This window comes from Citrobacter sp. wls714 (assembly GCF_005281025.1).
Lineage (GTDB): Bacteria > Pseudomonadota > Gammaproteobacteria > Enterobacterales > Enterobacteriaceae > Citrobacter > Citrobacter werkmanii.
Genome location: NZ_SZWZ01000063.1, coordinates 21,289 through 33,306 on the forward strand (window position 1 = coordinate 21,289; position 12,018 = coordinate 33,306).

General features: G+C 47.7%; 12 protein-coding genes. 10 read left to right on the forward strand and 2 right to left on the reverse strand.

Annotated elements, in window-relative coordinates; genetic code table 11:
• Positions 1 to 84: 84 nt before the first annotated feature.
• Positions 85 to 624, reverse strand: a complete 540-nt coding sequence (locus FDX11_RS12510; RefSeq protein WP_079223254.1) for a DUF2058 domain-containing protein — start codon at positions 622 to 624, stop codon at positions 85 to 87.
• A 383-nt stretch (positions 625 to 1,007) separates the two neighbouring features.
• Here FDX11_RS12510 and FDX11_RS12515 point away from each other — a divergent pair, with 383 nt between their 5' ends.
• Complete coding sequence (locus FDX11_RS12515; RefSeq protein WP_137366406.1) at positions 1,008 to 2,906, forward strand: methyl-accepting chemotaxis protein; 1,899 nt, start codon at positions 1,008 to 1,010, stop codon at positions 2,904 to 2,906.
• Between the two features lie 75 nt (positions 2,907 to 2,981).
• Here the strand turns inward: FDX11_RS12515 and FDX11_RS12520 are convergent, their stop codons facing one another.
• A complete protein-coding gene (locus FDX11_RS12520) occupies positions 2,982 to 3,590 on the reverse strand; it encodes a DUF1062 domain-containing protein (protein WP_137398001.1) in 609 nt (202 codons plus the stop codon).
• A 280-nt stretch (positions 3,591 to 3,870) separates the two neighbouring features.
• Here FDX11_RS12520 and FDX11_RS12525 point away from each other — a divergent pair, with 280 nt between their 5' ends.
• From FDX11_RS12525 to FDX11_RS12570, 9 genes are all read left to right on the forward strand, one after another.
• A complete protein-coding gene (locus FDX11_RS12525) occupies positions 3,871 to 4,503 on the forward strand; it encodes a hypothetical protein (protein ID WP_061382131.1) in 633 nt (210 codons plus the stop codon).
• A gap of 504 nt (positions 4,504 to 5,007) precedes the next feature.
• The gene (locus FDX11_RS12535; protein WP_000055090.1) at positions 5,008 to 5,235 is read left to right on the forward strand and encodes an AlpA family transcriptional regulator; all 228 of its coding nucleotides are present in this window, start codon (positions 5,008 to 5,010) and stop codon (positions 5,233 to 5,235) included.
• A gap of 17 nt (positions 5,236 to 5,252) precedes the next feature.
• Positions 5,253 to 6,113 carry a hypothetical protein gene (locus FDX11_RS12540; RefSeq protein WP_137398002.1) on the forward strand — a complete coding sequence of 287 codons (861 nt, stop codon included), beginning with the start codon at positions 5,253 to 5,255 and terminating at the stop codon, positions 6,111 to 6,113.
• 22 nt (positions 6,114 to 6,135) lie between these two features.
• A complete protein-coding gene (locus FDX11_RS12545; RefSeq protein WP_137398003.1) occupies positions 6,136 to 7,140 on the forward strand; it encodes a P2 family phage major capsid protein in 1,005 nt (334 codons plus the stop codon).
• An 87-nt stretch (positions 7,141 to 7,227) separates the two neighbouring features.
• Complete coding sequence (locus FDX11_RS12550) at positions 7,228 to 7,818, forward strand: host cell division inhibitor Icd-like protein (protein ID WP_137398004.1); 591 nt, start codon at positions 7,228 to 7,230, stop codon at positions 7,816 to 7,818.
• Positions 7,815 to 8,051, forward strand: coding sequence for a hypothetical protein (locus FDX11_RS12555; protein ID WP_137398005.1), 237 nt, complete (start codon positions 7,815 to 7,817; stop codon positions 8,049 to 8,051). The genes FDX11_RS12550 and FDX11_RS12555 overlap by 4 nt, the downstream gene beginning before the upstream one ends.
• On the forward strand, positions 8,044 to 8,454 hold the full coding sequence (locus tag FDX11_RS12560; protein WP_137398006.1) for a hypothetical protein: 411 nt from the start codon (positions 8,044 to 8,046) through the stop codon (positions 8,452 to 8,454). The genes FDX11_RS12555 and FDX11_RS12560 overlap by 8 nt, the downstream gene beginning before the upstream one ends.
• Entirely contained in the window at positions 8,451 to 11,138 is a 2,688-nt protein-coding gene (locus FDX11_RS12565; protein ID WP_137398007.1) for a DUF927 domain-containing protein, read from the forward strand. Before FDX11_RS12560 ends, FDX11_RS12565 begins: the two co-directional genes overlap by 4 nt.
• A 282-nt stretch (positions 11,139 to 11,420) precedes the next feature.
• Positions 11,421 to 11,693 (forward strand): ogr/Delta-like zinc finger family protein, encoded by a 273-nt coding sequence (locus FDX11_RS12570; protein ID WP_137398008.1) that lies wholly within the window; start codon positions 11,421 to 11,423, stop codon positions 11,691 to 11,693.
• The last annotated feature ends 325 nt before the right edge of the window (positions 11,694 to 12,018 follow it).

Below are 12,018 nucleotides of genomic sequence, written 5' to 3' on the forward strand. Positions count from 1 at the left end.
AGAGGTGACGTCAACGGTATTTCGGTGGTAACGTTGGCGTTCACCGAAATACGCGACGGAAGTTTGAATTATCTGTTTGTTTTCTTACCACATTAAATCATCAGGGATGACAAAATCAGCATACGGATCGTCTTCGTCCTTCGCTTCCTGGCTCAGCTCGCAATTTAATACAATATAGTTTGCATCGCGCTGGGCAATTTTATCGGCGACGACAGCCGGAATGATGGCATATTCGCTATCGCTACTGCTTTCAGCCGTCAGACGCGCAATGGCCAGGCGGCCCTTGATCAACTGTGACTGGGTCACTTTATCAACATAGACTTTTTTGATCAGATTATTATCAGTGAAGTTGTAACCAATATCGCCACGAGTAATGGTGATTTTGTTCATTTCAATAAGTTGCTTGATCTGTGCTTTATACTCTTTAGACAGCGCAGCCTGCTTTTGCTGCTCGCTGAGCAGCTTATCACGTTCGACCTGTGCTTTTTTATTCTCTTCCACCGCCTCTCTGGCTTCACGAGCCTGAACGCGCGATTTTTTCGCCGTTCTCTGCACTTTTGCCATTTTTTTACTGCTGACCAGACCTGCCTTAAGCATCTGTTCTTGTAGGGTAAGTTTTGTCATCGTCGCTTCTAATCCAATAAAATCGTTGTAGGGATTATAACCTTAACGTTCGGTGGGAAGCCAGATGAGGCGCGCGCTCTGCAGGTAGCTCTTTGGGCGACACCCGCGGTGGGAGCGATCCTGTGTCTTATTCCCGTTTGGTATCGGGTTAATAATGCCTCTCGTTAGAATTAGAAATAACATGCTATATATTATCAAATAATAAAATATAGATTCGGCAATGCCATATAAATGGATGTTTATCCTGTTTGTTCTAATTATATAGAGGTATATTGATTAATATTAAACCAAATAAATAGCCATGTGTCTGTTGAAAAGATGTAAAGTGCAGCTATGTCACGCCGATAACCATGGCGAAAATATGGATAAGGGAGGTAAGTGGCATGTGGTGGGTTTATCGAATGCCGATGAAAATGAAGTTAATAATCGCGCTACAACCACTATTATTGGCGTTATGTTGGTTTGCTGGTTCAGGAATATGGACGCGCATCGAAACAGAACGACAGATGGAGAATATTGCCCAACTGACAGCCCTCGCACGCAGTGCCGGAAATGTGGTGCATGAACTGCAAAAAGAGCGTGGAATGAGTGTCGGGTTTCTTGGGGCCGAAGGGAAGACGTTCAAAGATGAACTAAACGCGCAACGGGCGTTAACCGATCGCGAGATCGAGATATTTGTGCGTTCGCTGTCCGATACTGCCTTACAGGCAGGGGATGTGACCACCTCTGTCGCCGCGTTTAAGAAAAATATTCTGTCGCTGGCGACAATTCGGGAAAAGGTGACGCTATTGGGTCTGCCAGCCTCCGAGGTGGTTGAGTTTTATACTAGTGTTATTGCTGATGTACTGCATTTTGTTGGCCGGTTGGGGACGTTGACGGATTCCGGCGAGATGGCGAATTCATTTGCAGCCTACTACAACTTGCTGAATTTGAAGGAGCAAGCGGGCATTGAGCGAGCGCTGCTGTCAAATATCTTTTCCTCTGGTCATTTCGCCGACGGACAATTACATCAGCTTAGCGATGTGGTCAGTAAACAGAATGTCTGGCTGGCACAATCATTGCGCCTGAGTTCACCTGAACAGGCCTCCATGCTGAAAAGTCGCTTACAATCCACCGAAGCTACACAAGCGCTTTCATTACGCGAAGCCGCGTTTAGCCATGCGGCGAACGGTGGATTTGACGTCGATCCTACTGTCTGGTTTAAGGTACAAACCCAGCGTATTGAAGTGATGCGACAGATAGAAAATGTGGCGGCGAATCTTCTATGGGAGAGTGCCATAAAACTCGCACAGGATGCACGTAAAAACTGGCAGATATATATGGCCGTGAGCCTGCTGGCGCTACTGGCATCATTGGCGTTCGCCGGGGCCATCGCACTCAATATGCACCGTCAGTTCAGCGACACGCTAAGCAAGATTGCGGGTATGAACGGCGATCTGACTCAACGTCTGGCGACGCCAGGGAAAGACGAGCTTTCTTCACTCAATCGCGCCTATAACACGATGCTGGAAAATATTCAGCACATCGTACAGGAGATAAAACAAGGCTCTCTGGTGCTGTACGATGCCAGCAGCAGTATCACGGCGGGAAATCAGGATCTGGCCCAGCGCACCGATGAACAGGCCGCATCGATTGTAGAAGCCGTGGCCAGTATGGAACAGCTCTCAACGACGATTACGCAAACGGCGGACAATGCCCGCGAAGCGGAGCTCCTGACAATAAGATTGGAAAAAGAGGTTCGCCAGGCAAGTAACGTCGCCAGCGCGGCAAACCAGAGCATGGGAGAGATTCGCTCCTCCAGTGAGAAAATCTCAAATATCGTTACTTCAATTGATGATATTTCCTTTCAGACGAATTTGCTAGCGCTGAATGCGGCTGTTGAAGCGGCACGCGCCGGAGAGATGGGCAGGGGATTTGCGGTAGTCGCCAGTGAAGTACGCAATCTTTCACAGCGCTGTGCTAAAGAAGCGAATCAGATCCGTGAGCTGGTGGTGCAGAATATGGTAAAAATCAGCGAGGGCGTTGAGCGGGTTACAGCGTCAGCTACCGCGCTAAAAGCGGCGGCGGATAATACCACCAGTATGAAGCAATATATCGGCGATATCGCCCGGGTGGCGACGGAACAATCGCTGGGTGTTTCCCAGATAAACCAGGCGTTGAGACCCATGGAGCAGGTCACGCAGCAAAACGCGGCGTTGGTTTCTCAGGCCGCGAATGACAGCCAGCGGTTGGATAATCTCTCCGTAACCATGAGGGATCTGGTTAATCGTTTTGTTGTCTGACATAAAACCGCTATCCCGATCCGGCAAAGGTGTCGGATCGGGAGGGCTCATTACCTCAGGATGAGCCTTATTCTATTAACGTAGCGCCAAAACCACCCTTCGCCGGGCATACAACGTTATCGCAGACAAGTGAAAATCGACATTTGCTGTCCGTAACGTTCGGGATTTGAGTTCTTTCATGGTGATACCACGAATATGACCTTCATCTATCAGTTTCTTAATCTCCGCCGTGCTGAGTAAAAGCTGGCGCTTTAATATCGATAGCGCACTGATCTGAAAAGCACAGGTAAGCCTGATGCTGACGGCGAAGTGCTGATCAATGTTGATGCTGGCCTGCCATTGCTCCTGAACACGAAAATCAGGCTTACCCGCAAGCTCAGCGTTGTTTCGGCTCAGAGTGGCTTTATCATGAGAATAATAGTGAGCCGTACTGGCATCGTTCGTGATAAACCGATGGTACAGCTCTCGATTAATTTTGCTGATGTGAAACCGTGAGAACAGCGAGATATTCCACGTATATTCACAATGCGTGCATTTATAAATGCTCCAGATATCGAGCACTTTTTTTTGTGAATTAACCCTGAAGGCACCGGAAGGTGCAAACTCGCGTTTTATATTGCATGCGGGACAGCGTTTGGTAATTCGCTGGTACCCGGCAGGAGTGACAGTCCATGTGACTTTCATACCGTACCTTTTTTAACCCAAATAAATTCGGATCCGTATTGAACGAACCATCGTTTTTATATGAGAAAAATATTTGTTAGATATTTTTCAGTGGGTTAAGAAAAGATTTCTAACACGGTGACCCTGTCCGCCAGCCAATGAATTCCGTGAGATTAGCAGTGTGATAACAATTAAGTATATGAGTTGAGTCAATATTCGTTATGTTGCCGGGCTTTCGATAGTCGTCTGTCGCTGGTAAAGTGAGCAGCAAATACCGAATGTGGCCAGAAGGGAATGCCGTGTGACCGGACGTATTGATTATCAGGCTGAAAAGTACAGCTTTACAGAGGCTGCTGAAAGTTCTCGTCTTACCGGCCAATGGGCTGACGTCATTGCGGAATGTCGGGAAATGAAGGCCGGCCCGGAAGAGCGTTTGCGTATTGCCTTACTGAACGTGGACTATGTGACCAGCTTTGAGCTGCCTTTTCGGTTGTTATTACTTCGCACCCCGCAATTGATTGCCAGCGTGCGTGACGCGCTACAGCTTAGCCAGAAAAACGTCATCTTCAATGGTAAACGCTTTGGGTGTGTATATACCCTGAAAGCGAGCCTTGACGGTATACCGGATGAATTTCAGTACCGGCTGTCGCATCGTATCCGGCGCATAGATCCAGAAGGGTTGACCGAAGCCCCTTACCAGCAGATCGCAAAAGCGGTGAAATCTCCACGGGAACGCCTGAAGATGGCGCTCGAATCAGGGCTGGATGTCACGGCGTTGGACGGGCTTTTCTGGTTTGGCAGCCAGCGTATAGCGGCTGACGTACTGAGGCTGCGAAAATCAGGGATGCGGGTAGCGACGGGTCAGACAATGGTGTCTGATAATCTCACTGCAACAGTGAGAAATGTTCCGTTTTATCGCCTGGCTCAGGGCTGAGCTGAAGAGACCTTTTCCTGCCGTTTTGGGTCACAAGATAAAGGGTTTTTAGCAGAGGATATGAGCGTTCAGAGTGCCCTGCAGGAATGTGATTGATGAATTAATAAATTGATTTTTATGAAAATAAAAATACTTGAATTAAATTTCTATACACTTAGTTATACACATAAGAAAAAATAGTGCTTTTTATGTACTGGGTGTATTTTCCCCAGCCCAGCCCAGCCCAGCCCAGCCCAGCCCAGCCCAGCCCAGCCCAGCCTGTTGATTTACAAATTGTTACATACTTTGTTCATCAAATTTCATTGTTATCAGCGATTAACAAGCACTGGCAAAGGTTGTCACTCAGTAATATTCCCTAACATTCACTATTATTCACCATTCAAATTATTTGAATAAGTTTGAAAGTGTCATTCTTTACGTATTAATTCTTCTGTGCAAGTATATATACACCCAATAGAGACTAATTAAGTCTTAGTATAAATATCTAATGTGAAGGACATAGCCATGAGCTTATTGCCTCGGGAAAACGCACCCCAAAAAAGCTATAGACTTCTGAGAATATCAGAAGTGATTAATTTGACTGGCTTACCCAAGTCGACAATTTATCTAAAGATAAAGAATGATGAATTTCCGAACCAAGTTTCTATCGGTTCTCGTTCTGTTGCATGGGTGGAGCATGAAGTTAATGAATGGATAGAGAAGAATATTCTCAATAGAAAGTTAAACTCCTAAATTGAGGTGGCAATTATATGGTTGACAATGTTTTTAAGAAAAAATTGGCATCAATTAAGAACGAACATGTGTCGGTGTTAGACAGTTACAAAGTAAGTCCATTTAAAGAGTCTCATAGCGACACGGCCTGTATTGTGCGTATTATTGAAATATATTCACTGAATAAGCTGCGCGCTAAAGGTGAAAAGCTGTATTCACTTACGGGGTTAACAGTACCTGATACGGAAGCTGTGGCGAATGAGATCAACCTGCTCCTGAGCCGTTATGCCCAGTTGTGTCGTCAGGAAGAGGAAGAGTTATCTTTCAGGCAGCGTGAAGTGACAAACGCGGAAGTTGCATGGAAAAGCACATTCTCAAAAAACGGCGTCAGTAGCATTGCTGAAGCCAAAACGAATAAAACGGGGCATGCTGAACGAGCGGATGCTGAACGATGTTACCATCTGGCTGTTTCCCGGCTGAATGAGCAACATAGCCGACTGAGCACAATCAAGCTTTTACCGGGCGTACTGGCCGATGAAGTTAACTACATTGGTAAGGGAGTTGAGAAGCGTTTACTGAACATATTTCCTCAATCCGGCCAGAACCCTGCTGATTTTATTTCTGTGTTTAATGACGGTGACGTTGTCCGTGATATTAAATTTATTACAGATGCACTCAAATCTTTGTCTGATTCTGTGAGTGAAATTATTAGCCGTTGTAGCGTTCCAACTGATCGTTATGTATTAAATAACGGTAGAATGACAAGAGCTATGGCTTACAGGGAGTACTATCGAGCAGATAATTATGTATTACGTTCAGTCGTAAGTGACCGGGATTATGTTGAGCATGTAATGAAATACAATCGGGTTACTGAGTACAAAAATAAAATCTTTTCTTAAATACTAAAAAAGGTAAAAAACTATGTATGCCTTCAAAACTGAAAGGCCGGACGCAGCACGTCGTTATCATAATAAATTCGTTACTGGCACTAACTATCAGGAGGAATCAAAAAGACGCTTTGCATTAAGCGAACCCACTGAAAATATACTGCGTACCTCAATTCTGGAATCCGGGTGGCTTATTAAAAATATCACGCTACGTGATGTTAACGCCGTGTCAGGTAATGCCGTCAATATTGGTGCCAGTGAACTGCATACCGGACGTGTGGATGGTGGCCGTTTCCACAAAAAAATGGCAGTCAATGGTACGGAGTTCTTTCTGACAGAGACGGATACCTGCGCCCGGATCAGCTATTCCGATATGTCTCATATTTACCATACCGGCGTGCCGGATGAGTTTGAGAAAACGGTTGAGAGCTTTTTTGCCCAGGCATATGCGCTGGACATGCTGCGGGTCGGTTTCAATGGTGTGTCGATTGCAAATACTACAAACCCGGAAATCAATAAAAAAGGCGAGGATGTCAATATTGGCTGGCATGCACTGGCGAAAGCCTACGGGAACGGGAAGCAAATCATCTCTGAGCCTGTCACGCTGGGAGAGACTGGCACCTGGAAAAATATTGATTCTCTGGCCAACCATCTGATTACTGAGCTTATTGCTGAGCCGTTTCGTGAAGATCCTCGTCTGGTTGTACTGGTTGGGGCAGAGCTGGCAGCACATCAACGCCTGAAGTTATTTAATGCCGCAGACCGCCCGGCTGATGTGAATGCTGCACAGATGGCTACAAGTTCTGTTGCTGGCCGCTTTGCGTTTATTCCCCCGTTTATGCCGGGTAAGCGTCTGGCAGTAACGACGCTGGATAATCTGCATATTTACACCCAGGCGATAACACGCTGGTTTCGTGCTGAGTTTGATGATGAAAACAGTGAATACGTACATTCCTACCTGCGCAATGAAGGCTATGCACTCGGTGAACCAGAACTGTACGCGGCTGTCGATGAGAGCGCCCTGACGTTTGCGGATTGACTTAGCGACAGAAAGACCCGCTCAGAGGCGGGTCTCGTTTACAGCATCAGGAAAAATGAAGAACTATTTTTAAGCAGAGGCTTAAGCATGCCAGCGTTAATTAATCCAGGCAATGATCAGTTTTCGGTTATAAATTTCTTGCCTCACCAGGAATGCACGGGATATAGTTTAAAGGTTGCCGCAAAATCGGCAACCGGGCGTAGGAACCCGTGTTATCTGAAGGCGATACTACACGCGCCAGGCGTGTTTTTTTGTATCGCAGCTTTGACTCACCTAAAATTTATGGTGTGGTGGCTGATTGTATTTTTTTATTTTTTACGCCACATCATCAGTATTATGGTAGTCCAGGCGGGGCAGCTTTCGGGCTGGCCGGTATCCTTCAGAGCCGGTATTCCTACCCCCGTCTGGGCTACCACCCATGAGCGTAGGAACTCCGGTGGTAGCGTTACCCGCTATCTGAAGGAGGTTGCCATTATGGCTACAGTCCCTGCTTTATCTCACCCTGAATTTACCTTTGTCTTTCTGGCTGTTCGCCGTACAGACCGTGATGCCCGTCCACGTCCTGTGCGTGTAATCGCAGACTGCGAGCATGCTGCACGCCTTAAACTTGCCACTGAATTTATCCTGAGCTTTGCTGCCCGTATCCCTGTGAAAAGTGCCGGGGAGGTGGTTGCATGAAATCCATGAATTTTAAGCAAGGCTGCATATTGAGCGAACTGGGTGAGAGTCGTCTGTTACGGGCGGCACTGGCCAGTGAGTTTCTTGCAGAGGTCCTGTCCGTTCCCACAGTGAATGGAGCGAGAACGGTTTCAGCGGAAGGCGCTGCGGCTTTAGTGGCCTGTATTGCCGAACAACTGGATGGCGTTGTTAAGGAAACCAGCACAATTAAGGGAGTGATACGCGATGAATAATAATCAAAAATTAAAGGCGCATGCTTTACGAACAGCGGTCTTACGGTACTACATTGCTGATGCATTCATTTCCTTAATGGCGCGTGTTCATAATGAACCTGTTTATATTGAAGATGGCGAACGAATAGAACTCACCCACGAAAAAGTGGTGAGCAATATTATTTACCATATTGAAATGCCGTGGGTGAATGAGTTTGGGGCTGATGCTGGTTGCATACTGGCCGCAGAGAAACTAGAAAAAATGCTTAAACTAGGCTTTATGTCAGAAAATATTCGCCTGTCAGTTTTTGGTGTCACAGAGATGCGTGAGGTTTACCGGGATATTATTTTCGGTGCACCTGATGGCGAACTACCCGAAAGTTTTGAATTTGTGAAGCCGGAAGGTCAGGAGGTGCTGCTGTGAAAACACAGTCTGTATCCACGATTTCCGGGGCTGCGATTGGGCGCTGGCCTTATATCCTGTCAGCATTAGGTATCAAAGTACCGTCCGCAGGACATCATGGGGCTTGCCCTGCCTGTGGTGGTAAAGATCGCTTTCGACTGGACGATAAAGCGGGGCGTGGGACGTGGTTTTGTAATCAGTGCGGTCATGGCGATGGTCTTGATCTGGTTCGTCTGGTGACAGGAAGAAAGATAAAAGAAGCCGCCGGGATGGTATCTGAGGCGCTTGCATTACCCGAAATACAGGAGAAGCCCGCTTTGCCAGCCAGGAAAAAGGCCGCAGGAAAAGAAGCGGGTGCGGAGCGATATACCCGACTCAGACAGCAGTCCTGCAATGGTGAGCCGGTCTATCTGACAAACAAGGGCTTACACGGGTATTCACTTCCCTTGCTGTCACAGCCTTTGAATCTGGCCGGAATAACATTTTCCTCCGGTTCATTACTGCTGCCGTTGACGGATATCTCCGGGAATATTACTGGTGGTCAGCTTATCAATCCTGACGGGGATAAAAGTCTGCTGCCAGGTAGCCAGCTGTCTGGCGCATTCATTGCCCTGACCGATATACCCGCTGAAACACCTGAACAGGTGATTATCACTGAGGGTTTTGCCACGGCGCTTACCGTCAGTCTGCTGACTGAAGGATGGATCGTGGCGGCTGTCGCTGCCACCAATTTACTGAAGGTGACGGAGCAGATCCGAAAACGCTGGCCGGAAACCCGGATCATTCTGGCCGGAGATAATGATCTGGCTGACGGGAAAGAAAACACCGGGCGTATTCAGGCAGAGAAAGCCGCCAAAGCGGTGGATGGCTGGGTAACTCTCCCTCCGGTACGCCATAAGGCTGACTGGGATGATTATCGGCAGGAAGCGGGGAAAGAACGGGCGAGAGATGCCTTTCGGGAAGAAATGACGTTGCATGGCAAAGGGCAGAGCCGTTTACCTGAAGGATTCCGGCTGACAAAAGAATACTTGTGGTACGACAAGCTGGTTAATAAATCTGATGGTGATACGGAGATACGTAATATCAAAATTTGCAGTCCGTTACGGGTGACGGCAATCACCAGTGATGCTGATGGAAGTAATTACGGGCGTTTGCTGGAATGGGAAGATACCAACGGAAACAGCCGTAAATGGGCTATGCCGATGGAGATGCTGGGTGGCAGCGGGGAAGAGCTGCGCCGCGTTCTGCTGGTTAACGGGCTTTCTTACATCAACATTAACGGTATGGCCAGAGCATTCCTGATGGAATATATCTCGCTGTGTAAACCGGACAGAAAAGTAACCTGTGTGAATAAAACGGGCTGGCACGGCGGGGTTTACGTTCTCCAGGATGAAGTGATAGGGCGTGAAGCCCAGTCAGTCATCTTACAAACGTCAAGTGTGCAGGGGCGTGATTTTCGTGTTAGCGGTACATCAGAGGACTGGCGTGAAAATATAAGCCGTTACTGCATAAAGAATGCCCGTCTGGCCTTTGCGGTGAGTCTGGCATTTGCTGCCCCCCTTCTGAAACTGGTTGGTATCGGCGGTGGAGGTTATCACCTCAAAGGGGAATCAACGGATGGTAAAACCACGACAATGAAAGTGGCTGCATCAGTATGTGGTGGAACAGATTTCTGGCATACGTGGCGGGCGACGGGGAATGCCTTAGAAGGAACGGCGAGCCGCCGCAATGATGCCACGCTGATGCTCGATGAAATCAGGGAGGTTGACGGCAGGGAGGCGGGGAATATCGCTTATATGCTGGCTAACGGGCAGGGCAAAGCCAGAGCCAGAACAGATGGTTCGGTAAGGGAAACCAACCGCTGGAATCTGTTGTTTCTGTCCACCGGGGAACTGTCACTGGTGGAACATGCGGCAAGCGCCGGGGAACGTACGTATGCCGGGGTTGAGGTCAGAATGATCCAGATCCCAAGTGATTCAGGCAAATATGGCGTGTTTGAAGAACTTCATGGTTTCAGTAGCGGGAAAACCCTGGCTGAGCATCTTGAGCAGCACGTAGCGCATTATCATGGTGCACCATTCCGCGACTGGCTGCATTGCCTGACCGCTGATCTGCCGGAACTGACCAGTCAGGCGAAAGCCTTATTGAAAGAGTACACCCGAAGGCTGACGCCGGAAAATGCCGGGAATCAGGTTGGCCGGGCTGTTACCCGTTTTGCTCTGGTTGCGATGGCCGGGGAACTGGCCACAAAAGCGGGCATCACAGGATGGCCGGAAGGAGAAGCTTTTCGTGCCGCTCAACGTTGCCTGGCTGCATGGATGGCTGACCGGGGCCATACAGCTAATCAGGAAGATAAAGCTGCACTTGAACAGGTGCGGGACTTCATGACGCGTAATCAGTTCAGTCGGTTTGCTGACTGGAATGACGACAGGAACCGGCCTGTTTCAATGATGGGATTCAGAAAAGTCGATAAAGGAGACAACGTGACCGAGCCGGTTGTGACGTTCTACGTTCTCCCGTCAGGCTGGAAGGAGATCTGTAAGGGATTTGACTCGCGTAAGGTGGCCAGGTTGTGTGTGGCCGCGGGCTGGCTGAAACCCGGTGAAGATGGCCGGACGCAAAACAGCATTCGCCTGCCAGAAATAGGGCTTAAACGTGTGTACCAGTTCAATACACAGGTACTGGGAAGCGCCGAACCTGAGTAATTATCGCGTGAGTCTTATTTTTATGAGGTAACACTGGTAACAGAGGTAACGCCCGCTACTGATGCGGTTCTTCAGTGTTACCAGTCGAAAATACTGACTGGTAACACTGGTAACAAAAAATGGTGTGTTACCACGCGTTACCTCTTGATTATGCTAACTGGTAACAGATTAAATCCTTTTAAATCAATAACGTTACACGTGTTACCAGTGTTACACGTTCAGAACAAGAGGTAGGGATCCAAATCCCTTCTTCTGGCGGGCAACAGTATAGGGCACAGAACGATGAAGATGATGAGAATGTACTGCCCCACATGTCAGGCAGTAGCGCGGATAGGTAAAACAAACAGGAAACACCCACAACTGTACGATGTGTACTGCTATTGCTCTAATGTGGAGTGCGGTCACTCGTTTGTAATGAATGTTGCTTTCTCCCATTCCGTTAGTCCAAGCGCGCTGAACGGGCAGGGAAGGGTTAAAGAGCTAATTGATGCCATTCCACCCGAGGAGCGGGAAAAGGCTTTAAAGTTGCTGCTGGCTGCGCAAAATAATGGGTAAAGTATGCGTCGGGAATGGCTGAACCGTTCCCGAAATCTGAACACAGGATTTCAGTTTATAAGGACATAAAATTATTATTTTTCAGATTGTTATGTTTTTCATGTTTCACAAACCTTCATAAAATCACACACCTAAAATTAATTATCTATTTAATATCATAGGGTTGCGTATTCAGGTCATAGATACTACGGACAGTAAAACTGAAAAAAGCTGAAATTCTTTTCATTCTTTTCAGTTCCTGCCTCGCCGTGCATCCCCAGCACGGGCGCGGGCTGGCGGTATCGTTTGTAAAAAATCCCAACTGAAAAATTTTAGTGATATGAAA